Origin of the sequence: Mycobacterium kyogaense, from assembly GCF_003254575.1 — a bacterium.
Taxonomy (GTDB): Bacteria; Actinomycetota; Actinomycetes; order Mycobacteriales; family Mycobacteriaceae; genus Mycobacterium; species Mycobacterium kyogaense.
The window spans coordinates 13,923-36,933 of the sequence record NZ_QJUA01000026.1; the positions used below are offsets into that span (position 1 = coordinate 13,923).

The following is a 23,011-nucleotide window of genomic DNA, read 5'->3' on the forward strand; positions in this document are numbered from 1 at the left end:
CGTCACGGGGTGTAGGCGCACGCGCGGCGGGTATGCCGCCGCCATGTCGGATCATGGCTTACTCGTCATCGGCAGCGGCCCCGCGGGACTCAGCGCTGCCGAGGCCTACCGTTCCGAGCGGCCCGACGCCCCGGTGCGCATCGTCAGCGCCGACGGCCGCCGGCCCTACGACCGGCCTCCGTTGAGCAAGGACTTCCTGCGCGGTGAGACCGAGGACGTCACCCTCCATCCCGCCGAGTGGTTCGCCGAGCGGAACATCGACCTCACCCTCGGTACTGCCGTCGAGCACATCGACACCGGTGCTCGGACGGTGACCGTCGACGGCGCTTCGTACAGCTATGACGTCCTCGTGCTGGCAACCGGCGCCAGCCCCGTGCCGCTGTCGGTTCCCGGGGGCGAGCACGTCCTCCAATTACGTTCGCTCGACGACGGCCGGCGGTTGCGGGATGCAGCGAGCTCGGCGCGTTCCGCCGTGGTGATCGGCGCGGGTTTCATCGGCTGTGAGGCGGCGGCATCGCTTGCCAGCCGCGGGCTTTCGGTGACCTTGGTGGCGCCCGATGAGGTCCCCCAGCAGAAGCGGCTCGGAGACGAGGCGGGCCGGCGACTCACGGCGCTTGTCGAGGCGACCGGGGTCAGGTATCTCGGCGGCGTCAAGGTGACCGCCGTCGACGACGGCACCGTGCACCTGGACAACGGCACCACGCTCGACGCCGACCTGGTGCTGGCCGCCACCGGCGTGACGCCCAACAGCAGCCTCGCCGAGAGCCTCGGGATCTCGTTGGAGCACTCGCGCATCCCGGTGCAGGCAGACATGAGCACCAGCGTCGACGGCGTGTACGCCGCGGGTGACGTTGCGTTCGCCGTCAACACAGCGGCCGGCCGGGCACTGGCGGTCGAGCACTGGTTCGATGCCGAGTCGCAAGGCAAGATCGCCGGCACGTCGGCGGCGGGCAAGGACGCCAGCTGGTCTGACGTACCGGGCTTCTGGACGACGATCGGGGAGGCCGACGTCAAGTACGCCGCCTGGGGCGACGGGTACGACGAGAGCACGTTCGTCGACCACGAGGACGGCTTCACGGTCTGGTACACCTCTGACGGTGCGACCGTGGGTGTGCTCACCTACAACGCCGACGACGACTACGAAAGCGGCGAGGAGCTGATCACCAAGCGGAAGCCACCGCCCGCGTCATGAACCCCCGCGACTGTGCAACGCCATACGCGCCACGCCGCTGAGGCCGTATCGCGTCGCACACTCACGGTGCCTATCGGGAGAACTCGGCGAGCTGCTCGGTCAGCTCTTCGGCGTAGCTCAGCTGCCGTGTCAGGTCGTCACACGCCTTCACAGCACGCGCATGGCAGGCGGCAAGGTAGGCCCTCGCTGTGCTCAGCTCCACCGCGCTCGCGTCGTCAGAGGTGACGACGTCGAGCGCGGCCAGGAGTTCCCGCATCTCGTCGAGGGTGAAGCCCAGCGGCTTCATCCGCCGGATCGCGAGCAACCGGTCGACGTCGTCAATGGTGTAGAGCCGGAACCCGCCGGCAGAGCGGTCCGACGGAACCACCAGACCGACCTCGTCGTAATGCCGAATCGTCTTGATGGACAGCTCCGTTCGCGCTGCCACTTCTCCGATCTGCCACACCTCGCCGGTCATCTCTAGTGCGCTCCGGTCCACTGCCCCGACAGCCGCGCATGACGTTCCGCACTGTTGTCGTTCATCCCCACGATGGAAACCGTCTTGCCTTTCGCCGCGTATTTCGTCGTGATGGCATCCAGCGTCGCGACGGTCGACGCATCCCAGATGTGCGCCTTGCTCATGTCGATGACGATGTTCTTCGGATCGCCGACGTAGTCGAACTGGTACACCAGGTCGTTGCTCGAGGCGAAGAACAATTCCCCCGTCACGGTGTAGACCTTCGTGTCGTTCGGGGAGTCGACGGTAGCCACCTCGGTGAAGTGAGCCACCCGGCGGGCGAACAACACCATCGCCGCCAGAGTTCCGACGGCCACCCCGTAGGCCAGGTTGTCGGTGGCGACGGTGACGGCGACGGTCGCGAGCATCACGAAGGTTTCGCTCTTGGGCATGCGGCGCAACGTTTTCGGATGAATGCTGTGCCAGTCCAGCGTGGCAACGGACACCATCACCATGACGGCGACCAGGGCCGCCATCGGGATTCGCGCCACGATGTCGCCGAGGCCGACGACGAGCGCGAGGAGGAATCCACCGGCCAGGAATGTCGAGATACGGGTACGTGCGCCACTGACCTTCACGTTGATCATGGTCTGACCGATCATCGCGCAACCACCCATCCCGCCGAAGAATCCGGTCACGACATTGGCCACCCCCTGCCCGACGGCTTCGCGGGACTTGTTCGAGTGCGTGTCGGTGATGTCGTCGACGAGTTTCGCGGTCATCAGCGATTCGAGCAAGCCCACGAGTGCCATGGTCAGGGCGTACGGCGCGATGATCCGCAGCGTCTCGATCGTGAGCGGCACGTCGGGGATCAGCAGGCTGGGCAGGCTCGACGGGAGCTGGCCTTCGTCGCCGACCGTGGGAACGGTCCACCCGGTCGCGACGGCCGCCGCGGTCAAGGCGACGATCGCGACCAGTGGCGCAGGTACCGCAGTCGTCAGCTTCGGCAGGGCGACGATCACGGCGATGCCGACGGCCACCATCGGGTAGACAAGCCAGGGCACGCCCAACAGGTGAGGCATCTGCGAGAGAAAGATCAGGATGGCCAGTGCGTTGACGAAGCCGACCATCACGCTGCGTGGCACGAATCGCATCAGCCGCGCCACCCCCAACGCCCCGAACGCCATTTGCACCACGCCGGCCAGAATCACGGTCGCGATCAGGTAGTCGAGTCCGTGGCTGCGGACGAGGGGCGCGACGACGAGTGCGACGGCACCGGTCGCGGCGGAGATCATCGCGGGTCGTCCGCCGACGATGGCAATGGTGACGGCCATGGTGAACGACGCGAACAGGCCGACTCGCGGGTCGACGCCGGCGATGATGGAGAACGAGATCGCCTCGGGGATCAACGCCAGCGCGACGACGAGACCAGCCAAGACCTCGGTGCGGAGACGACGCGGCGATCGCAGCGCCACCAGAACAGACTGCCGCTGTTGGGGCGTCGTCGTTTCCGGCGCAGCATTCATTGGCGGTCCTCTCGCGAAGCGGAAAGCTATGTCTGGAGCCGGCTTTCGAACCGCTCAGAAGGGCCCGCGAGCATGGAGCAGGGAAACGGGCCTCGGTGAACTCTACCCCTGGGGGAGGGTTGGTCCGCAAATCACGTCGCGCAGATCACACTCGTCGCGTCAGCCCTTCGGATGCTCCGCTCTGAACGACACGACCACCTCGTCGGCCACCTTCACCGCGCCCATCATCAGCGAGTAGGGCTTGACGCCGAACTCGGCGTGGCTGACCGAGGCGTCGCACGTCATGCGCCACGCCGAGCCCAGATCCTTCACCCGAAGGTCGACCGACCTCGGCCGTGACGTGCCGTGGATGTCGAGGGTGCCGTTCAACTGGTAGCCACCGTCGATGGCTGTGACGATCTGGTCGGCCGAGAAGCGAATCTGCGGAAATCGCTTCGCGTCCAACGTCTTCAGGGCATTGGAGCGGGCCAGCGACTTCTCCACACCTGACAATTCTTTGACTCCGCCGTCGCCGCGCACCACCTGCAACGAGTCGACCTCGACGGTCAGCTCCACCGCCGACGGCTGGTCACCCGACCAGGTGACCGTTGCCTGCCAGTCCGTCATCGCGATCGTCAGCCGGTGTCCCACCGCCGACGCCGGCCCGGTGACACCGGTGGTCAGCAGCAGTTCGCCATACGAAGGATCCAGCGTCCAGGTCATCGGTCGACGCTACCGAGATCACCCACCGGGTGGGTAGGGCAAGCCGAATTCGTCAGCAAGAAGACTCTGGACGACGATCATCGCCGCTTGCGAGCCCGACGCGATCGCCCCCGCGATGTGCGGCTGTTGGGTGCACACGTCGCCGGCGGCGAACACGCCGTGCGCGCTGGTGCGGTGAATCGCGTCGACGGTCAGTGGTTCGGTACCCAGTGGGCCCGGTGTGCACGTCGCACCCAGCTCGGCAGCCAACCGCGAGCGTTGCCGCACGGGAGCCTCGACGAGCAGGCCCTGACGCGGCAACCGGGACCCGTCGGCGAACACGATCTCGCTCAGTTCTCCTCCGTCGCTGCGCAATTCGGTGACCCGTCGCTGGTCGACCGTGATCTCGGCGGCGGCCAGCACCCGGGCGTCCTCGGAGCCGAGATCCGATCGTCCGTCGGTCAGCAGCGTCACGTCATCAGTCCAGCCACGCAGCATCAACGCCATGTGCACGCCCTGGGTGCCGGATGCCAGAGCCGCCAACGTCTTGTCGCGCATCTCCCAGCCGTGGCAGAACGGGCACTGGAACACCGAACGGCCCCAGAGCTCGTCGAGGCCGGGCAGCGGCGGTGGACAGTAGACCATTCCCGACGCGAGCAAGACACGCTTCGCTGCGATCGTCGTGCCGTCGGCGAGGTCGAGCAGATAGCCGTTGTCGACGGCGCGCCCCTGCGTCACTTCACCGCGGTGATACTCGACGCTGGGGTACGCGTCCAATTCCGCCCTGCCCGCCGCATACAGCTCATCCGGGGGGCGTTGATCGAAGCCGAGCAGCCCACCGATGACCGCCGCCGCCCGATTGCTCGGATCGTCGGCGTCTATCACGATCGTCTTCCGTCGTGCGCGCCCGAGGACCAGCGCTCCGCTCAAGCCGGCCGCGCCGCCGCCGACGACCGCACATTCCCAATCCACGGTTCCCTGATGCCCGCTCGTCGCGCGATTACGCCTCCCGCGACTGTGCGATGGCATCCGCGACACGCCGCGAAGGCCGTATCGCGAAGCACACTCGCGACGCTAGGCCTCTCGGCGCGCCAGCCGCTCCCGCTGCGGCACCACCACGTATTTGGGGTCCTCAGTCGACGCCACACCCGCCTCGAACACCCCGAAGCGTTGCAGGGCGCTGCCCACCAGAAGCGCTACGCCCGAGGCGGCCAGGGCCCAGCGCCGCTGGCCGGAGACGACCGCGCCCACCGCACCGCCGACGGTGAGGATTTCCGACGCCTGACGCAGGCGATGCGGCCGGCCGGTGGTGTACGCCTCCCCGACCAGCCCGAGTTTGCGCTCCATGGTGCGTGACGCGGCCACTTCCAACGCTGCCCCGGCGACAGCCATCCGCCGCGCGGGCCCGCTCTGCGACACCGGCGCGGCCAGCATGCCCAAGCCGGCTCCGCTGGCGGCCGCTGAGCCGGTGAACACGAACGGCAGGTACGGGTGTGCCTCATTCCACGCCGGAACCGCTGTCTGCGACAACAGGACTGCCGTGTACGACGCCACCCCGGGGGCGACCGCGGCGGCTTCCAAGCCCGCGGGCCGCGCCGCCCACGTCAGCAGCCTGCCCAGCCGTGAGCGCCGTAACCGGGACGGCATCAGCTCGGCGGCGGCCGCGAGCCCCGCGCCCGGGCCGTAGGCGCCGAGGATCCAGGTACCCATGCTCATCGGCGAGCTCGGCTTGGCGACCCGCAGCATGTGGTGGAACCGCTCAGGGCGGCCGAGATCCCCGATCAGGAAGTACATGCTCGCCAGCAGGCTCACCAGCGCCCCGAGGCGCGACACACGACGCAACTCGGTACGGCCCGTCAGGTCGGCTCCGGCGCCCAGCATCGCCGAGCCTGCCGAGAGTCCGCCGCTGAACAGGTACGCCGCGATCATCCAGTTCCACACCGGCGTCTTGAGGATCTGCCTGCCGTAGTACGAGCGGAACTCCGCCGGCGGTACCGCCATGTCCTCGCGTCCACCCCGGCGGTGCCGCGTCTGCGCGTTGCGGTCCGACGCGTCTGCATCGCTGAGCTTTTCGCGCATCACGTTCGCTTCCCCACGAACGCCGACACCGCGATGCCGACGAGCGCGGAAGCGGCCATACCCGCGTAGCGCCACATTGCCCCGGCGTCGCGCGTGGGCACCACCGGATCGGGCGGCAGCCCGTACACCTCCGGCTCGTCGAGCAGCAGGAAGAACGCCCCATCGCCACCCACGCCGTCGTCGGGTGATTCGCCGTAGAGCCGCGCTTCGGTCACGCCGCGCTCGTGCAGCGCATCGAGGCGTTGCGCGGCACGCTCGCGCAGTTCGTCGAGCACACCGAACTGGATGGAGTCGGTCGGGCACGCCTTGGCGCAGGCCGGCTCGAGCCCGTCATGCAGGCGGTCGTAGCAGAGCGTGCACTTCCACGCCCTACCGTCACCTTCCCGTCGCTCGATCACGCCGTACGGGCAGCCGGAAACGCAGTAGCCGCAGCCGTTGCAGATATCCTGCTGCACAACGACGGTCGAGTACTCGGTGCGGAACAGCGCGCCGGTCGGGCAGACGTCCAGGCAGCCGGCGTGCGTGCAGTGCTTGCAGACGTCGGACGCCATCAACCACCGGAAGTCGGGCAGCTCCCCCACCATCTCGACAGCCTTCTGCGTCACCTCCGGCATGCCCAGATCGACCGGCGGCTTGCCCGGCTGCTCGATGAACGCCACGTGCCGCCACGAGTTGGCACCCAGATTCCCGGTGTTGTCGAACGACATGCCCAGCAGGTTGAACCCGTCGCCCTCACCGGAGACGGGCACGTCGTTCCACTCCTTGCACGCCACCTCACAGGCCTTGCAGCCGATGCACACCGACGTGTCGGTGAAGAACCCGACCCGCGGCGGGTGCTCCTCGTAGCCCGCATCGGCCGCCGGGTCGGGCAGCGGGCCGTAGAAGCTATTGCCGCTCATGGGGTTTCCTCCGTGTGGTCGGGCGATACCCGCGTGGTGTCCAGATCGGTACCGGTGGCCTTGGTGATCCCGGCCCGTTCCCGGTAGGCCGCCAGATACTCCAGCAGCGCGGGACCGCGCGGTCGCCGCCCCGGTTGGATGTCGCATGTGGCGACCTTGCTCTCCTGGATGAAGACGTTGGGATCAGCGACCACACCCAACAGGTCGTTGACCACGTCACCGTCGATCAGCCCGGAGCCGCCCCAGTGGTAGGGCATCCAGACCTGATGCACCACATGGTTGTCCACGCGCAGCGGTCGCATGCGTTCGGTGACGAACACCCGGGCGTCAACGGCGGCGCGACTGGTCACCACATGTGCCCAGTCCATGTGCGCCAGCCCGCGTTCGGCCGCCAGCGCCGCCGAGACTTCGACGAACAGCGCGGGCTGCAGCTCTGCCAGATACGGGAGTTGCCGGCTCATGCCGCCCGCGGTGTGGTGTTCGGTCAGCCGCGCCGCGGTGAACACGAACGGGAACACCTCACCGTGTGCGTCGGGCCACGACGGGTTCGACGGATTGTCCTCGCGCCCATAGATTTTGCGCGCCGGGTTGCCCTGCTGCAGATACAGCGGGTTGCGCACCGGCGATTCGTGCGGCTCGTAGTGGGTCGGCAGCGGCCCGTCCAGCACACCATTGGGCGCGAACAGCCAGCCCTTGCCGTCGGCCTGCATGACGAACGGGTCGTCACCGCGCAGCGCCTCGACGCCCACGGCCCCGTCAGCAGGTCGGTAGTCCGGCGGCTTGGTCTTCTCGAAATCCGGTGTGTCGTAACCGGTCCACTCGCCGGCAGAGGCGTCCCACCAGACCAGCTTCTTGCGCTCGCTCCATGGCTTGCCGGCCGGATCGGCCGACGCCCGGTTGTACAGCACCCGCCGATTCAACGGCCATGTCCAGCCCCACTCGTTGTCGTAGGGGCCCTGCTCGGTGTGCGGCTTGCGCCGGGCGGCCTGGTTCACCTCGTCGGCGTACACGCCGCTGTAGATCCAGCAGCCGCACATCGTCGAGCCGTCGGCCTTCAGCTCGGTGTAGCCGCTGACGGCGCGGTCGGTGGCAAGCTCGACACCGCTGATGCGACGCAGCACGTCCGCACCGGAGGGTTCGTCGCCCTCCATCTGGTAGTCCCATGACAGATCGAGTAGCGGCCGATCGCGCTCATCGGTTGAGCCGGAGAGCTTTTCGCGCAGGATACGGCCGAGGTGGTAGAAGAACCACAGCTCTGAGCGCGCGTCGCCCGGCGGCTCCACCGCCTTCTCGCGCCACTGCAGCATGCGTTGGGTCTGGGTGAAGGTGCCGGCCTTCTCGACGTGCGACGCCGCCGGGAACAGGAACACCTCGGTGCGGCACGTCTCGGGGCTGATCTCGCCGGTCTCGATCTCCGGCCCGTCTCTCCAGAACGTCGCACTCTCGATCTCGACGAGGTCGCGCACCACCAGCCAGTCCAGGTTCGCCATGCCGAGGCGTTGCAGCTTGCCGTGCGCGGAGCCGACGGCGGGGTTCTGCCCGAGCAAAAAATAGCCGAACACCTTGCCGTCCACCATGTCCATCACGGTCCGGTAGGTGCCGTGGTCGCCGTTGATGCGCGGCATGTAGTCGAAGCAGAAGTCGTTCTCCGGCGTTGCCGCGTCGCCCCAGTACTCCTTCAATAGCGACACCATGTAGGAATCGGCGTTGTGCCAGAAGCCTTTCTGGTTGCGGCTGGTGATCGCGTCGATGTAGTCGGCCAGTGTCTCCTGTCCGGCTCGCGGCATCGCGAGGTAGCCCGGCAGCAGGTTGAACAGCGTCGGCACATCGGTGGAGCCCTGGATGCTGGCGTGCCCTCGTAAGGCGAACACTCCCCCGCCGGGCCTGCCGATGTTACCCAGCAACAGCTGGATGATCGCTCCGGCGCGAATGTACTGCGCGCCCAACGTGTGTTGGGTCCAGCCCACGCTGTAGACCAGTGCAGCGGTCTTCTCGCGACCCGACGCCGACGTCCACTGGCGGGCGACGTCGAGGAACTGCGCGGCCGGCACGCCGCACACCCGCTCGACCATCTCGGGGGTGTAGCGCGCGTAGTGCCGCTTGAGGATCTGGTAGACGCAGCGCGGGTCCTGCAATGTCGGGTCGCTGGGGATGTCGGCGGCGCCCTGTATCGGTGCCCCACCGGAGCCCTGCTGATCCGGCGCGGCACTCTCCTTGGCGCCCGAGCCGCCGCCTTCGGCGTCGGTGTTCTGGTACTGCCATGTCTCCGGGTCGTAGGACGCGGTCGCCTCGTCGTATCCGGAGAACAGCCCGTCGAGATCCTCCGCGTCTTGGTAGCCCTCGTCGACGAGGAACGACGCATTGGTGTACGCGGTGACGTACTCCCGGAAGTCGAGCTCGTTGGACAGGATGTAGTTGATCACCCCGCCGAGGAACGCGATGTCACTGCCCGCGCGCAGCGGCACGTGCCGGTCGGCCAACGCGCTGGTGCGGGTGAACCGTGGGTCGATGTGGACGACCTGCGTGCCGCGCGACTTCGCCTCCATCACCCACTGGAAGCCGACGGGATGCGCCTCGGCCATGTTCGAGCCCATGATGACGATGAAGTCGGAATTGGCGAGATCCTGCTGGTAGTCCGTCGCCCCGCCGCGACCGAAGGAGGCCCCCAGACCGGGAACCGTGGCGCTGTGTCAAATACGCGCCTGGTTCTCGATCTGTAGGGCGCCGAGCGCGGTGAACAGCTTCTTGATCAGGTAGTTCTCTTCGTTGTCGAGCGTGGCGCCGCCGAGGCTGGCCAGCCCCATCGTGCGGCGCAGCGTGTTGCGGTCGGAGTCGAACTGCTGCCAGCCCTTCTCCCGGGCGTCGAGCACCCGGTCGGCGACCATGTTCATCGCGGTCTCGAGGTCGAGGTCCTGCCATTCGGTCGCGTACGGCGCGCGGTAGCGGATCTTGGTCAGTCGCTGCGGCCCGGTCACCAGTTGCTTGCTGGCCGAGCCTTTCGGGCACAGCCGGCCGCGCGAGATCGGGCTGTCGGGGTTGCCCTCGATCTGGACGACTTTCTCGTCTTTGACGTACACCTTCTGCGCGCAGCCGACAGCGCAGAACGGACACACCGAGTGCGCGACGTGGTCGGCTTCGGCGGTCCGCGGGGTCAGCGTCAACGAGCGCCGCGACTGGGCGGCGTGGCCGCGGCCGAGCTTGTCGTCGCCGGTGAGTTGCCTATACACAGGCCAGGATTCGAACAGCTTCTTGAAATCCACCCACCGCCTCCTTCGCCCGCGCCACCACCGATCCAACCGCCGCCGTCGAGCGTTGGCAAGCGGGGGCTACCCGGTGAACCGCAGGTTAACCTTGGAACCTCCTGTACAAAGGGTGCATGCTCGAGATCAGCCTTCTGACCTGGGGGGTGACGATCGGTCTGATCGTCACCCTGCTCGCCGTCGACTTGATCCTGGCCGCGGTCCGCCCCCACCGCGTCGGATTCAAAGAAGCCACCGCGTGGTCGGTCTTCTACATCGCCGTCGCCATCGGGTTCGGGGTGTGGTTCATGGCGACTTACGGCACCGACTTCGGCACGCAGTACTTCGCCGGCTACATCGTCGAGAAGAGCCTGTCGGTCGACAACCTCTTCGTGTTCGTGATCATCATGGCGACGTTCGCGGTGCCCGAGGAGCATCAGCACAAGGTGTTGACGTTCGGCATCATCCTGGCGCTGATCATGCGTGCGATCTTCATCGCGGTCGGCGCGACGCTGCTGTCGCTGTTCTCGTTCATGTTCCTGATCTTCGGCATCCTGCTGATCCTCACGGCGGTGCAGCTCTTCCGGCACCGCGACGAGGACCCCGACGTCGAGAACAACATCATGATCAAGGCGACGCGCAAGCTGCTGCCGATCAGCGACGACTACGACGGCGGCAAGCTGCTGACCCGCAGCCAGGGCCGCAAGATGGCCACCCCGCTGCTCGCGGTGCTGATCGCGATCGGCAGCGTGGATCTGCTGTTCGCGCTGGACTCGATTCCCGCGGTGTTCGGTGTCACGTCAGAGCCGTTCATCGTGTTCGCCGCGAACGCGTTCGCGCTGCTCGGTCTGCGCGCACTGTTCTTCTTGGTCAAGGGTCTGCTGGATCGCCTGGTGTACCTGTCGACGGGTCTGTCGATCATCCTGGCGTTCATCGGCGTGAAGCTGGTGCTGCACTGGGGCCACGTCGACATCAACCCGAACATCCCCGAGGTGAACACCTATCTGAGCCTGGTGGTGATCATCGCGATCCTGGCCATCACCACCATCGCCAGCCTGGCCAAGACCCGCAAGGATCCGAGCGCCAAGGCCCACCCGGGTTCGCTGCGGGCGACGCACAAGAACGTCACGGAGTCAGAAGGCGCGTCCCGTCGGGACGGCGTCGGGTGACCCCGCGCGCGTCGAGCGCCTCGAGCAAGGGGACGGCGACGCGCCGGGTGGTGTCCAAAGCACGTTTGGCGTCGGCGACGGTGAACGGCTGCGGTACACCGGCCAGGACCTCGGCCGCGCGCTGATAGGCCTGCGGGCCGAGCACCACGCCGTCTGCGATCTTGACCAGCCGGCCTGCCCGCACCGCGGCCGCCAGCTCCTTGGGTCCGAGGCGCAGTTCGGCGAGCTCGTCGGCGTCCGGCGCGCGGAACGGCTCGGCGGTCAGCCACTCCTCGAGCGTGCACACGGCTTTCTCCACGCGGTCGGGCAGCGCGGCGCCGGGCGTGCGGATCCGCCCGTCGGCGACGTCGAGCCCCGTCCCTGCAGCCAACGCGGTCACGAGCTCGATGGCGGGCAGCTCGAGGTCGCGCCGCAGTTCCTCGGTCGGCATGCCGGCGGCGATGTCATGCGTGGCTGACCAGCGCGCCACCGCGCTCACCAGCTGCTCACGCTGATCCGCCCACCATCTCCCGTCGACCACCCACTCCCCCACGCGCTCGCCTTCAGGCTCGAAACCCATGGCCCGCAGATCTTTTTCGCGTGCGCACACCGGCGGAGAGACGCGCCCGGTGGCGAGTTCGGCGCCCCGGGCGCGGGCGTCGCCGCGGCGGCGCAACGCCGGTGGTGCGACGTCGAGCACCTCGACCCCTGCGGCGATGCGGTGTTCACCGGGGTCGCGCAGCAGCCCGATGTCGCCGATGCGCAGAGGCAGCGGATGTGGCAGTCGCAGCCGGGCCCCGTGGTCACCCAGCGGTCGCACGTGCACGGGCATCGAGGCGGAGCCGATGTGGAGCACCAGCTGCTGCTGCAGTTTCCCGGCTGCACGCAGCGCGACGTCGATCTCACGAGTGTCGCGCCAGGCGTCCGGAGTGCAGAGGGTGTCGCCGCGCGTGACGCTGTGGTGGTCGACGCCGCGCAGGTTGACCGCCACGCGGGCCACCGCGGCGACCTCGGACCGGTCTCGGCCCAGGGACTGCACGCCGCGCACGGTGACGCGGCGGCCGTTGTGCACCAGGTCGTCCCCGACGCGGATCGTGCCCGCGGCCAACGTGCCCGTGACGACGGTGCCGGCCCCGCGCACCGTGAACGACCGGTCCACCCACAGCCGCACGTCGGCGTCGATGTCCGGCGCCGGTAGCCGATCCGTCAGCGTCACGAGTTCTCTTCGCACCGAATCGATCTCGGCGCCGAGCACGATCGTCGCGGCGGGAAGCTGCTGTCGCACTTGGTCGATGGCAGAGGCCGGATCGGCGAGGTCGGCCTTGCTGATCACGACCAGCAGGTGCTGCACGCCGAGGGCGCGCAGCGCGGCGGCATGCTCGTCGGACTGTGGCATCCAGCCCTCGGTGGCAGCGACGACGAACACGATGGCGGGGACGGGTCCGACGCCGGCGAGCATGTTCCCGACGAAGCGTTCGTGGCCGGGGACGTCGACGAATGCGATCTCGCGGCCGTCGATGTCGGCCCACGCGAAGCCGAGGTCGATGGTCAGGCCGCGGCGCTGTTCCTCGGCGAGCCGGTCGGGCCACATGCCCGTGAGTCGTTCCACGAGAGTCGATTTGCCGTGGTCGACGTGTCCCGCGGTCGCTATGACGAACACGCCCGGACCGCTCTCAGCAGCGCCTCATCGTCTTCAGGCGCAACCGTGCGCAGGTCGAGCAGGCAGCGGCCGTCCTCGATACGGCCGACCACCGCGCGCTCGCCGGTTCTCAACGCCACCGCGTACTGCTCGGGGAGAGCGATTGCAGCACTGGGTAATTCGACGTCCGGCGCGCCGCCGCCGCCCACCGCGGACACGCAGTCGACGACCTCCGCGCCGGGCAGCTGAGCCGCCAGCATCGAAGCCCGGGCTCGTAGCTCGGCCACCTCGGCACTGAGCGCCTGCGCGACGGGCGTGGGCGGCCCGACGAGCGTGGCCTCCAGCGCGGCCAGCGTCAGCTTGTCCACGCGCAGCGCACGGGCTGCGGGGTGGCGGCGCAGCCGCTCGATCAACTCGGAGCCACCGAACAGCAGCCCGGCCTGCGGCCCGCCGAGCAGTTTGTCGCCGCTGGCGGTCACCAGGTCTGCGCCGTGACGCAGCACGGTCGCGGCGTCGGGTTCGTCGGGCAGCAGCGGATGCGGGCTCAGCAGGCCCGAACCGATGTCGACCACCAGCGGGGAGTCGAGGGTGGCGAGCTCGCGCACCGAGACCGTCGAGGTGAAGCCGCTGACGTGGTAGTTGGACGGGTGCACTTTGAGGATGAAGCCGGTGTCGGGGCCGATCGCATCGGCGTAGTCGCGCAGGTGGGTGCGGTTGGTGGTGCCGACCTCGCGGATGCGGGCGCCGGTGGACGTCATGAGCTCGGGCAGCCGGAAGCCGTCGCCGATCTCGATCAGTTCTCCGCGGCTGACGATCATCTCCCTGCCGGGGGCGAGCGTCATCGCCGTCAGCAGCAGCGCGGCGGCGTTGTTGTTGACGACGTGCACGGCCTCGGCGGCGGGGACCGCGGCGGCCAATGCGGCCAGGGCACCCCTGCCGCGGCGGGCGCGCCGGCCGGTCGCGAGGTCGAACTCGACGTCGGTGGCGCCGCTGGCGGTGGTCACGGCGTCGATCGCAGCCTGCGACAGCGGGGCGCGGCCCAGGTTGGTGTGCACGACCACGCCGGTCGCGTTGATGACAGGCCGCAACGTGGCCGCGCTCGACGGCAGCGACGCGACGGCGTGGTCGGCGACCTGCTCGGGGTCGATCTCCCCGGCGCGGGCGCGCTGCTGCGCCTCGACGACCACGCTCTTGACGAGCACGCGACCCAAAGTCTGGGCCGCCGCGACCAGTCGCGGGTCGGCGAGCACGGCGTCGGTGCGCGGCACCCGCCGGCGCGGGTCACTCATGGCAGCGATTTCGGCGTGGTTGTCTGCGCTCAGCGACGACGAACACGCCGAAATCGCACGGGAAATGGCGGAGGCGGACGGGAATCGAACCCGCCAGCGACAGGAACTGCCGCTCAGCGATTTTGAAGATCGGGCCGGTCACCAGACCGGATACGCCTCCCTGAGCCACCTGTCCATCATGGCAGGGCAGCATGGAAGCCATGACGCACCGGCTCACGCAGTACGCCCACGGCGGCGGATGTGCCTGCAAGATCCCCCCTGGCGAGCTGGAAGAGGTGGTCCGCGGTCTCCAGCACGCCACGCCGGTGAACCCGGTCGGTGAGCTGCTCGTCGGGCTCGACGACGGCGACGACGCGGCCGCGGTGCGTATCGAGGGCGGCACCGCGCTGATCGCGACGACGGACTTCTTCACCCCCGTCGTCGACGACCCCTACGACTGGGGTCGGATCGCGGCGACGAACGCTCTGTCGGACGTGTACGCGATGGGCGGCCGGCCGGTGGTGGCGGTCAACCTGCTGGGCTGGCCGCGTGACGTGCTGCCGTTCGAGCTCGCCGCCGAGACGCTGCGCGGCGGCATGGACGTGTGCGTCCAGGCGGGCTGCCATCTGGCCGGCGGGCACAGCGTCGACGATCCCGAACCGAAGTACGGTCTGGCGGTCACGGGCATCGCCGATCCGGACCGGTTGCTGCGCAACGACGCCGGGGTCGCCGGCGTTCCGCTGTCGCTGACGAAGCCGCTGGGCATCGGGGTGCTCAACAGCCGGCACAAGAACACCGGCGAGCGCTTCGAGCACGCGATCGAGGCGATGACGACGCTGAACGCCGAGGCATCGCAGGCGGCCTTGGATGCCGGGGTGCGCTGCGCCACCGATGTGACGGGCTTCGGGTTGCTCGGGCACCTGCACAAGCTGGCGCGGGCCAGTGGGGTTACGGCGGTGCTCGACGCAGCGGCGGTGCCGTATCTCGATGGCGCACGGAAGGCGTTGCGGGATGGGTATGTCAGCGGCGGCACGCGACGCAACCTGGACTGGGTTCGTCCGCACATCGAGCTCTCGGTCGGCGAGGACGAAGCGCTGCTGCTGGCCGATGCGCAGACCTCGGGCGGCCTCCTGATCGCCGGCGAGATCCCGGGCGCCCCGGTCATCGGAGAGCTGGTCCCCCGCACCGACCACACGATCATCGTGCGGTAGCCCCCGTTCGGCGAGCGCGCGTGTCTGTACATCCCCACGCGGCGTGTCGCGTGCCTCTGCGCGCGCTCGCCGGCCACCGAGCGCGCGTTCACTGCGCACTGACCCCCAGCGCGTGCAGCACTGAGTCCACCACCCGCTCGAGGAACTCCGGACCAGTCTTCAGCCGGCGCCCGCAGATCCGCCAGAACACCGGCGCGGCAACCAGATCCAACACGTACTCGCTGTCGACATCCGGGGAGACCTCACCGCGCGCAATTGCCGCGTCGATCACGGCCTGCCCGTAGCCTCGGCGGGCGGTTCCGACGCGACGAGTCAGAGCGTCCGCGAGCTCAGGGTTACGCATCGCTTCGGCGAGCAGGTCGGGCAGGATGCGGGACATCCGGACGTCGCTCAGCCACGCATCGACACCGGCGACGAGCGCGGTGACGTCGGCGACCAAATCATCCGATGGCACGGTCGCGGCCGCCGGAACGCTGAGCACAGCCACGACGTCGAGCACCATCTCCTGCTTCGACGGCCACCGCCGGTACAGGGCGGCCTTGCCGGCTCGGGCTCGGCGGGCCACCCCGTCCATCGAGAGCCGGCCGAAGCCCACGTCAGCGAGTTCGTCCAGCACTGCCTCGACGATCCCGTCTGTCACCTGAGCTCGCAGGTTCGCTTTCGCCGTCACGCTCGGAATACTATACGAGACGGAACCGTTCCGTTTCGCATGACAATTCGTATGACAAGGAGCACCGTGACCGATGACGACCGCCGCTCGCACACCGACCGGGTGATCGACGACCTACTCGACAGCCTTCGCCGCAATGACATGCGCGCCTTCGCCGACCAGTGGGCGCCCGACGGTTCGATGGAGTTCCCCTTCGCCGAACCCGGCTATCCAGTGCTGCGCAGTCGTGCCGACGTGGCCGACTACCTGAAGGACTACAGCGCCATGCTGCGCATCGACACCGTGACCGAGCGACAGCGGCACCACACCCTCGACCCGGAGACGGCGGTTCTGGAGTTCTCGGCCGACGGCATTGTGCTGCAGTCGAACTCGACCTACCACATGGATTACGTCGCGGTCATCACCGTCGGCGTCGGTGGCGTGCGGCACTACCGCGACTACTGGAACCCGGTGGCCGCGGCAGCCGCACTCGGAGACGCCGACGCGCTCGCGTCGGGCATGGGGCGTCGTGATGCCTGATCCGATTCTCGTCACCGGGGCGACCGGCAACACCGGGACCGCCGTCGTCGCCGGCCTGCGGTCCCGCGGCAGCCACGTCCGCCCGGCAAGCCGGCGGCCCGACCCGGCCGACCCGGACGCCCTCGAGTTCGACTGGGCCGACGCCACGACGTTCGCCGCGGCGCTTCGGGGCGTGACGGCGATGTATCTGGTCGCCCCGGCCGGTGACGCCGATCCGGTGTCGATGGTCGGCCCGTTCCTCGATCTGGCCGCAGACCAGGGCGTGCGTCGGGTCGTGCTGTTGAGTTCGTCGGCGATCGAGCGCGGAGAGCCCGGGCTGGGCGAGATCCACGACGTCATCGCTGGCAAGTTTCCCGAGGCCACTGTCCTGCGCCCCTCGTGGTTCATGCAGAACTTCGTGGGCGACCACCCACTGGCCCACAGCATTCGGGGGTCACGGGAAATCGTCACGGCGACCGGCGTAGGCCGTCTGGGTTTCATCGACGCCAACGACATCGCCGCGACCGCCGTCGAAGCTCTCATCGCACCTGAGCCCCTCGGCAAGGAATTGGTGTTGACCGGCCCCGAATCGCTGTCCTACGCCGACGCCGCGGCGATCCTGTCGGAAGTGCTCGGACACCACATCGGCCACGTCGACGTGTCCCCCGCCGAGCGAGCCTCACAGTTCACCGAGGCCGGACTCTCGGAGGAGTTCGCGGGCGTGCTCGCTGCACTCGATGAACGCATCAGCGCCGGCGAGCAGGACTTCGTGACGACGACCGTGCGGGACATCACCGGCCGCCCGCCGACGTCGTTGCGCGACTTCCTACACCAAGTCCATCTCCGCCGGTGACGCCCCACCGATGGCCTGCGAGATGAAGCTGCGCGTCGTCAGCGGACCGCCGAACTGCTGCAGCAGCCCGCCGGCATCGTTGCGGCCCAGATCGATCGGCTCGAACCCGAACCGTTGGATCAGCGACGCGACCTCGGCGTTGGCCGCGGAGTCGTTGCCGGAGAGGAACAGCACCCGTCGCCCGCCGCGGCCGTCCTCGGGCTCGCGGGCGAGCACCTTGGCCCAGGTGTGCCCGAAGGCTTTCACCACACGGGCGCCGGTCGCCCACTCCTCCACCAGATCCGACGACGCCCGCCCACCGAGATCTGCCGGCGAAAAGTTGACGTAGTCAATGGCATTCGTCGCATCGACGATGATCCGCCCGGACCAGTCCGGCACCTGAGCGACGAGCTCCTGCACCGCATCGAACGGCACGGCCAGCACGACCACGTCGGCGCCGAGCGCGTCGGAGATCTCGGACGGCGTGATGTGGGGCCCGAGACGCTGCGCCAGCGGTGCGACGGTGTCCGGACCGCGGGAGGCGGCGACGGCGACGTCGATTCCGGTGCGGGCGAAGTGCCCGGCCACCGCGGAGCCGATGTTGCCCGAACCGACGATCGCGTAGCCCATGGCGTCCTCTCGAGAGTTTTGTAGCACTCATTAAAGAAACGACGCTAGCAGAGTGCGCAACTCGGTGCATAGGATCGACCGATGGGCCGGCCGCCGAAGTTCGATCGCGCAGACGCGCTGCAGGCAGCCATGCATCTGTTCTGGGACAGGGGCTTTGACCGCACCTCGATCAACGATCTGACTGCGGCGATGGGTATCAGCCCGCCCAGCCTGTATGCGACGTTCGGCGACAAGCAAGCGCTGTTCGACGCCGCGGTGGAGTTGTACGAACGCTCCGCGGTGGTGCCGCCGGCACTGGAGGAGCCCACCGCGCACGCGGTCTTCACGTCGATGCTCGACCGGGCCGTCGAGCTGTACACCCGGCCGGCGCACCCGCCGGGCTGCTTCGTCATCTCCGACCCGACGCTGCGTGCCCGCCGGGATTCGGGACGCGATGCGATCACTCGGCGCCTACGCCGTGCGCAGCGGGCCGGCGACCTGCAGGCGGAGGCCGATGTCGCCGCGCTGACCGACTACGTCGACCTGGTCCTACGCGGGTTGTCAGCTCTTGCCCGCGACGGTGCGACCCGGCGGCAGCTGCGCGCGGCGGCAGACATCGCACTCAGGGCGTGGCCGGTTCCTGCGTCACCACGGTGAACAGCTGCGCGATCATGCCGTTCTCGATGAGCGCCACGTCGAACCCGGCGATCAGCACATCGGCGGTGCCCGGCGCGCACACCTCGAAGTTCAGGTAGCCCATGTTCGCGACCTGGTGCACCGGGCCGGCCTGCGTGAACTCGAGGCCGGCCAGCGGCCCGTCGAGGAGCGCCTGCGCCTTCTCGTGCAATCGGTCCTGACCGACCACGGTCTCCTCTGCGTCCGACCATCGCACGTCCGACGCGTAGTTGCGGCGGACCACCTCGAGCCGGGCCTCCGCATCACGCTCGTTGAACACCGCGAGCAGGTTCTCTTCCATCAACCGCACGATGTCGTCGTTTTGTAGCACCCATGCAAGTTACCACCAGGCGCGACGGGGTTGCCTAGGATCACCGGAATGCTCGATCTCGCCGTCCCGATACTCAACGCCCCGATGGGCGGCGTGGCCGGCGGCGCGCTGGCCGCAGCCGTCACCCGCGCCGGCGGGCTCGGCATGATCGGGATGGGAAGCAGCGCAACGGTATCCACCCTTCACAGAGAGTTACCCCATGTCCGCGCAGCCCGATTCGGGATCGGCCTGATCGGCTGGCGGGTACGCGACGATCCTGGCCTGCTCGACGCCGCCCTCGATGCGCGCCCCGCGCTGCTGTCGGTCAGCTTCGGAGACGACTACGCCTGGGTCGCAGCCGCCCACGACGCCGGCGTGCTGGCGGCCACCCAAGTCGCCGACGTCGAACAAGCGACACAGGCAGCAGACGCCGGCGTCGACGTGCTGGTCGCCCGCGGAGCCGAGGGCGGCGGCCACGGCCGACCCCGCATGCCGCTGCACACCCTGCTGGGCCAGATCATCGCCCACGTGGACAGACCGGTACTCGCCGCAGGCGGCATCGCCTCGGCTCACGCGCTGAACGACGTGCTCGCCGCGGGCGCCGCCGGAGCGTGGATCGGCACCGCGTTCGCGGTGTGCGGGGAGTCGCTCCTCGACGATGCGGCGCGCGCACGGCTGATCGCGGCCCAAGCCACCGACACGATCCTGACCCGCGCGTTCGACAGAGCCTTCGGCTACGCGTGGCCGAACGACACGCCAGAACGCGTGCTGCGCAACAGCTTCACCGACCGATACGACACCCGCGAGGACGAGATAGACGCCGCGGCGCGAGACGCGCTGCGAAAGGCGACCGAAGACGACGACTACCGCATCGCACCCATCAACGCCGGCGAGGGCGTCGGCGACGTCACAGGTGTCGACGACGCAGAAGCAGTCATCAGAAGACTCACCAACACCTAATCCAGCGTCGCCCAAAAGGAATTCAACGCTTCGGCGCCGCGGTGCGGGTCCTGCACCATCCACCAGTGCCCCAACCCCTCGAGCACAGCGATGTGTGCGCCTGCCCGCTCGGAGGCCCGGCGCCGGTTGTCGTGAGCGCCGATGAAGGCGTCGTCGGTCGCCAGCAGTGACAGGCCCGGCCGTGCGGCGAGGCTCGGCAACTCCCGGCCCGCCTCCGCCATCGCGGGTTGCGCGGCAGACCGGTAGAGCGCCAAGATCGCCCGGCCCATGTCGGCGTTCTGGTGTTCGGCGATCTGCGCGGCGATGTCGGCCGGAATGCCGAGCGACACCATCAGATCCGTGCGCGCGGTCAGGTCGCCGCCGAGCATCGCGTCGAGCGACTCTTCACCCGCTCCCGGTGTCTGCCACACCTGCGCCATGTCGTGCCACACGTACTCCGGGTCGAACAGCCCGACGACGTCGCTGACCCAGCTGCGGACGAGCTCGGGCCGGTGCATCACCGCGTTGATGACATGCCCGCCGCCCCAGTCATGGCCCACGAGGTCGATCGGCCCCTCGATCGCCGACAATTCGGCTTCCAACCAGTCCCGGTACTCCAGGAATGTCGCACCGAACCCGTCGGGCAGCGGTGCTCCGAAGCCCGGCGGCGAGAGAAGTACCACGTCGTCGCGGCCGAGGACCGCGAGCAGCGGGCCCCAGATCGCCGTGGTCTCGGGATTGCCGTGTACGAAGACCGCCGTCATGGACGTCAGACTACGGACTTTCCGGGGGCCGTGGCCCGCCCTTTGGTGCCACAGTGGAGACATGTTGATCTCAGTCATAGGCGCATCGGGGATGATCGGGTCGCAGGTCGTGCAGATCCTGACCGCGGCCGGACACGACGTCGTCGGCGCATCACTGCGCACCGGGGCGAACGTGCTCACCGGCGAGGGGGTCGACGATGCGGTGGCCGGCGCCGCGGTGCTCGTGGACGTCACGAATTCGCCTCAGCTGGACGATGATACGGCGACTGACTTCTTCACCAAGTCGTCCGCGAACCTCGTCAAGGCTGCGGCGAGTGCAGGCGTCGAACACTACGTCGCGCTGTCGATCGTCGGCGCCGACGGCATCACCGACAGCGGCTACATGCGGGCTAAGGTGATCCAGGAGCGCACGATCGCCGAATCGGGGCTGCCGTACACAATCGTGCGCGCGACGCAGTTCCACGAGTTCGCCGAGGCCATCGTCGGGTCACTGGCGGTCGGCGAGGAGTTTCACGCCCCCGTGGCCCGCATCCAGCCCATCGCGTCCGCAGACGTGGCGGCGGTGGTCGCCGACGTGGCGCAGAGCACCCCGGCCGACGGCATCGTCGACGTGGGCGGCCCGGAGAAGATGACGTTCGCCGATCTGGCGCGCGCGGTGCTCGCCCATCAGGGCAAGGACAACGCCGTCGTCGACGACGCAGCAGCCACCTACTTCGGCGCACGTGTCGACCACGACACCCTGGTCACCGGCAACGGCGCCCGACTCGGCACACAACGGTTCACCGACTGGCTGGCCACTCAGTGAGCACATCGGTCCTGGTGACCGGGGCGGCCGGGTATGTCGGCAGCCACCTCGTCAATCAGCTTCTGGCGCAGGGCTACCGGGTCCGTGCCGCGGTCCGCACTCCACAGCGCGCCGACGATGTTCGCCAGACGGCAGCCGGAGACGTCGAGTTCGCCTATGCCGATCTGACGTCCGACGACGGCTGGGCGGACGCCGTCGCCGGAACAGACGTCGTCATGCACGTCGCGTCGCCGTTCCCCGCGCAGAATCCCCGCACCGACGACGAGGTCATCGTGCCCGCGCGCGACGGCGCTCTGCGGGTGCTCCGGCATGCGCGCGACGCAGGCTGCCGGCGCGTCGTGATGACGTCGTCGTTCGCCGCGGTGGGGTACTCCCCCAGCACCGAACAGCGTTGGACAGAACGGGATTGGACGGATCCAGCGGATCAGAACACTGCCTACATCCGGTCGAAGGCCATCGCGGAGCGGGCGGCGTGGGACTTCATGACGCGCGAGGGCGGTGCACTCGAGTTGACGACGATCGTGCCGGTCGGCATCTTCGGGCCGACGCTCGGTCCGCACCTGTCGACCTCGGTGCAGATCGTGCGCTCGATGCTCGCCGGTGATCCGCTGCCGGCAGGCCAGTACTTCGGCGTGGTGGATGTACGTGATGTCGCCGACGCGCATGTGCGCGCGATGACCACCGAAGCTGCTGCGGGCGAACGATTCCTGGTGGTCGTCGACGAGCCCGCGGTGACGTTCGGCGAGCTGGCGCGCCTCATCGGCGTCGACGCTCACGACGACGTCCAGGGCACACGTCCGCAGATCAGCAACGCCAAGGCGAAGGCGGTGCTCGGCTGGCAGCCCCGCCCGCTCGACGAGACGATCCGCGACACCGTGACATCGCTGAAAGACCTCGGGTTGGTCTGACCTACAAACCGCCGGCGATCAAGTTGACCACTGAGGCGACGATCACCGAGCCGAAAAGGTACGACAGCAGACCGTGTTTGAGCGCCGTGGCGCGCATCCGCGACGACGTCAGGTTGGTGTCCGAGATCGCGAAGCTCATGCCGACGGCGTAGGCGACATACGCGAAATCGCTGTAGCGGGGCGGCTCAGAAGTGTTGAAATCGATTCCGCCGACCGGCTTTTCCCGAAAGTAGATCTTCGCGTAGGTCAGCGCGAACAGCGTGTGCACCGCGAACCACGAGACCACCACGCTGCCCACCGCCACGTACGGTGCCACCGCGCCGAGACGTTCGGGCCGTGCATTCGCCAGCAGCAACCCGACACCGACCAGGCTGGCGAGCGCGCCGACGAGGACCAACACGAACACGGTGCGGCGGCCCGGCTCCTCGATCTCGGCATGCGATGCGGTCTGCTCGGCATCGAACGGCCACAGCACCGACCACGTCCACACCAGGTAGGTCAGCGCGAGGACGTCCCAGCCGATCAGAATGGCGAACCGCCCGAACTCGACGGACGCGATCGCACCGGCCACCAGGCCCAGGATCGCCGCGCCCAGCAGCCGGATCGCGGGGGTGTGCCACCGCGCCGAGGTCATCTGAAGCAGTCAACCAGGCCGGCCTGTCGGAGGCCTGGAAGACACCCCC

The 23,011-nt window shown here is 68.6% G+C and carries 23 protein-coding genes and 1 tRNA gene; 9 read left to right on the plus strand and 15 right to left on the minus strand.

All coding sequences use genetic code 11. The features are described 5' to 3' along the window. Nucleotides 1-43 precede the first annotated feature (43 nt). Nucleotides 44-1,192: an NAD(P)/FAD-dependent oxidoreductase gene (locus tag DMB80_RS17495; RefSeq protein ID WP_111511021.1), complete on the plus strand. Its 1,149-nt coding sequence runs from the start codon at nt 44-46 to the stop codon at nt 1,190-1,192. 70 nt (nt 1,193-1,262) lie between these two features. Here the strand turns inward: DMB80_RS17495 and DMB80_RS17500 are convergent, their stop codons facing one another. The 7 genes from DMB80_RS17500 to fdh form a co-directional block, all read right to left on the minus strand. Beyond that, nucleotides 1,263-1,649 (minus strand): MerR family transcriptional regulator, encoded by a 387-nt coding sequence (locus DMB80_RS17500; protein WP_111511022.1) that lies wholly within the window; start codon nt 1,647-1,649, stop codon nt 1,263-1,265. A gap of 2 nt (nt 1,650-1,651) precedes the next feature. Continuing rightward, nucleotides 1,652-3,154, minus strand: a complete 1,503-nt coding sequence (locus DMB80_RS17505) for a SulP family inorganic anion transporter (protein ID WP_111511023.1) — start codon at nt 3,152-3,154, stop codon at nt 1,652-1,654. Nucleotides 3,155-3,313: 159 nt separating this feature from the next. After that, nucleotides 3,314-3,856: a YceI family protein gene (locus tag DMB80_RS17510; protein ID WP_111511024.1), complete on the minus strand. Its 543-nt coding sequence runs from the start codon at nt 3,854-3,856 to the stop codon at nt 3,314-3,316. Between the two features lie 18 nt (nt 3,857-3,874). Continuing rightward, a complete protein-coding gene (locus tag DMB80_RS17515) occupies nt 3,875-4,807 on the minus strand; it encodes an NAD(P)/FAD-dependent oxidoreductase (protein WP_420812198.1) in 933 nt (310 codons plus the stop codon). A gap of 102 nt (nt 4,808-4,909) precedes the next feature. Then, nucleotides 4,910-5,914, minus strand: coding sequence for an NrfD/PsrC family molybdoenzyme membrane anchor subunit (gene nrfD / locus DMB80_RS17520; protein ID WP_111511083.1), 1,005 nt, complete (start codon nt 5,912-5,914; stop codon nt 4,910-4,912). Continuing rightward, complete coding sequence (locus tag DMB80_RS17525; protein WP_111511026.1) at nt 5,914-6,813, minus strand: 4Fe-4S dicluster domain-containing protein; 900 nt, start codon at nt 6,811-6,813, stop codon at nt 5,914-5,916. The genes nrfD and DMB80_RS17525 overlap by 1 nt, the downstream gene beginning before the upstream one ends. Continuing rightward, nucleotides 6,810-10,073 carry a formate dehydrogenase gene (fdh, locus tag DMB80_RS17530; RefSeq protein WP_111511027.1) on the minus strand — a complete coding sequence of 1,088 codons (3,264 nt, stop codon included), beginning with the start codon at nt 10,071-10,073 and terminating at the stop codon, nt 6,810-6,812. The genes DMB80_RS17525 and fdh overlap by 4 nt, the downstream gene beginning before the upstream one ends. Nucleotides 10,074-10,189: 116 nt before the next feature. Here fdh and DMB80_RS17535 point away from each other — a divergent pair, with 116 nt between their 5' ends. Continuing rightward, the gene (locus tag DMB80_RS17535; protein ID WP_111511028.1) at nt 10,190-11,221 is read left to right on the plus strand and encodes a TerC family protein; all 1,032 of its coding nucleotides are present in this window, start codon (nt 10,190-10,192) and stop codon (nt 11,219-11,221) included. On the opposite strand, the gene selB is transcribed toward DMB80_RS17535, so the two are convergent. The 3 genes from selB to DMB80_RS17550 all read right to left on the minus strand — a co-directional run bounded on the left by selB (nt 11,178) and on the right by DMB80_RS17550 (nt 14,288). Then, nucleotides 11,178-12,860 (minus strand): selenocysteine-specific translation elongation factor, encoded by a 1,683-nt coding sequence (gene selB / locus DMB80_RS17540; protein WP_111511029.1) that lies wholly within the window; start codon nt 12,858-12,860, stop codon nt 11,178-11,180. The genes DMB80_RS17535 and selB overlap by 44 nt on opposite strands. Beyond that, nucleotides 12,848-14,128: an L-seryl-tRNA(Sec) selenium transferase gene (gene selA, locus DMB80_RS17545; protein WP_111511030.1), complete on the minus strand. Its 1,281-nt coding sequence runs from the start codon at nt 14,126-14,128 to the stop codon at nt 12,848-12,850. The genes selB and selA overlap by 13 nt, the downstream gene beginning before the upstream one ends. A gap of 65 nt (nt 14,129-14,193) precedes the next feature. Beyond that, nucleotides 14,194-14,288: transfer RNA gene (locus tag DMB80_RS17550), tRNA-Sec, on the minus strand. Nucleotides 14,289-14,328: 40 nt separating this feature from the next. Here DMB80_RS17550 and selD point away from each other — a divergent pair. Then, complete coding sequence (selD, locus tag DMB80_RS17555) at nt 14,329-15,318, plus strand: selenide, water dikinase SelD (RefSeq protein ID WP_111511084.1); 990 nt, start codon at nt 14,329-14,331, stop codon at nt 15,316-15,318. An 88-nt stretch (nt 15,319-15,406) separates the two neighbouring features. On the opposite strand, the gene DMB80_RS17560 is transcribed toward selD, so the two are convergent. Continuing rightward, nucleotides 15,407-15,988 (minus strand): TetR-like C-terminal domain-containing protein, encoded by a 582-nt coding sequence (locus DMB80_RS17560; protein WP_240431247.1) that lies wholly within the window; start codon nt 15,986-15,988, stop codon nt 15,407-15,409. Between the two features lie 66 nt (nt 15,989-16,054). Here DMB80_RS17560 and DMB80_RS17565 point away from each other — a divergent pair, with 66 nt between their 5' ends. Both DMB80_RS17565 and DMB80_RS17570 read left to right on the plus strand, forming a co-directional pair. Beyond that, nucleotides 16,055-16,507: a nuclear transport factor 2 family protein gene (locus DMB80_RS17565; protein WP_240431248.1), complete on the plus strand. Its 453-nt coding sequence runs from the start codon at nt 16,055-16,057 to the stop codon at nt 16,505-16,507. Further along, a complete protein-coding gene (locus DMB80_RS17570) occupies nt 16,500-17,339 on the plus strand; it encodes an SDR family oxidoreductase (RefSeq protein ID WP_111511032.1) in 840 nt (279 codons plus the stop codon). Before DMB80_RS17565 ends, DMB80_RS17570 begins: the two co-directional genes overlap by 8 nt. On the opposite strand, the gene DMB80_RS17575 is transcribed toward DMB80_RS17570, so the two are convergent. Beyond that, a complete protein-coding gene (locus DMB80_RS17575) occupies nt 17,313-17,948 on the minus strand; it encodes an NADPH-dependent F420 reductase (RefSeq protein WP_111511033.1) in 636 nt (211 codons plus the stop codon). The two genes, DMB80_RS17570 and DMB80_RS17575, sit on opposite strands and share 27 nt — an antisense overlap. 81 nt (nt 17,949-18,029) lie before the next feature. On the opposite strand from DMB80_RS17575, the gene DMB80_RS17580 reads away from it, so the two are divergent. Then, the gene (locus DMB80_RS17580; protein ID WP_111511034.1) at nt 18,030-18,584 is read left to right on the plus strand and encodes a TetR/AcrR family transcriptional regulator; all 555 of its coding nucleotides are present in this window, start codon (nt 18,030-18,032) and stop codon (nt 18,582-18,584) included. Here DMB80_RS17580 and DMB80_RS17585 read toward each other — a convergent pair. Beyond that, a complete protein-coding gene (locus tag DMB80_RS17585; protein ID WP_111511035.1) occupies nt 18,550-18,933 on the minus strand; it encodes a nuclear transport factor 2 family protein in 384 nt (127 codons plus the stop codon). The two genes, DMB80_RS17580 and DMB80_RS17585, sit on opposite strands and share 35 nt — an antisense overlap. Before the next feature lie 48 nt (nt 18,934-18,981). Here DMB80_RS17585 and DMB80_RS17590 point away from each other — a divergent pair, with 48 nt between their 5' ends. Continuing rightward, nucleotides 18,982-19,872, plus strand: coding sequence for an NAD(P)H-dependent flavin oxidoreductase (locus tag DMB80_RS17590; protein ID WP_111511036.1), 891 nt, complete (start codon nt 18,982-18,984; stop codon nt 19,870-19,872). On the opposite strand, the gene DMB80_RS17595 is transcribed toward DMB80_RS17590, so the two are convergent. After that, on the minus strand, nt 19,869-20,615 hold the full coding sequence (locus DMB80_RS17595; RefSeq protein WP_111511037.1) for an alpha/beta fold hydrolase: 747 nt from the start codon (nt 20,613-20,615) through the stop codon (nt 19,869-19,871). The two genes, DMB80_RS17590 and DMB80_RS17595, sit on opposite strands and share 4 nt — an antisense overlap. A gap of 61 nt (nt 20,616-20,676) precedes the next feature. Between DMB80_RS17595 and DMB80_RS17600 the strand changes: the two genes are divergently transcribed. Together DMB80_RS17600 and DMB80_RS17605 are read left to right on the plus strand one after the other, a co-directional pair. Then, nucleotides 20,677-21,420, plus strand: coding sequence for an SDR family oxidoreductase (locus DMB80_RS17600; RefSeq protein ID WP_111511038.1), 744 nt, complete (start codon nt 20,677-20,679; stop codon nt 21,418-21,420). Further along, a complete protein-coding gene (locus tag DMB80_RS17605; protein WP_205538755.1) occupies nt 21,417-22,328 on the plus strand; it encodes an NAD-dependent epimerase/dehydratase family protein in 912 nt (303 codons plus the stop codon). Before DMB80_RS17600 ends, DMB80_RS17605 begins: the two co-directional genes overlap by 4 nt. Nucleotide 22,329: 1 nt before the next feature. On the opposite strand, the gene DMB80_RS17610 is transcribed toward DMB80_RS17605, so the two are convergent. Then, nucleotides 22,330-22,962, minus strand: a complete 633-nt coding sequence (locus DMB80_RS17610; protein WP_111511040.1) for a DUF1345 domain-containing protein — start codon at nt 22,960-22,962, stop codon at nt 22,330-22,332. Nucleotides 22,963-23,011 lie beyond the last annotated feature (49 nt).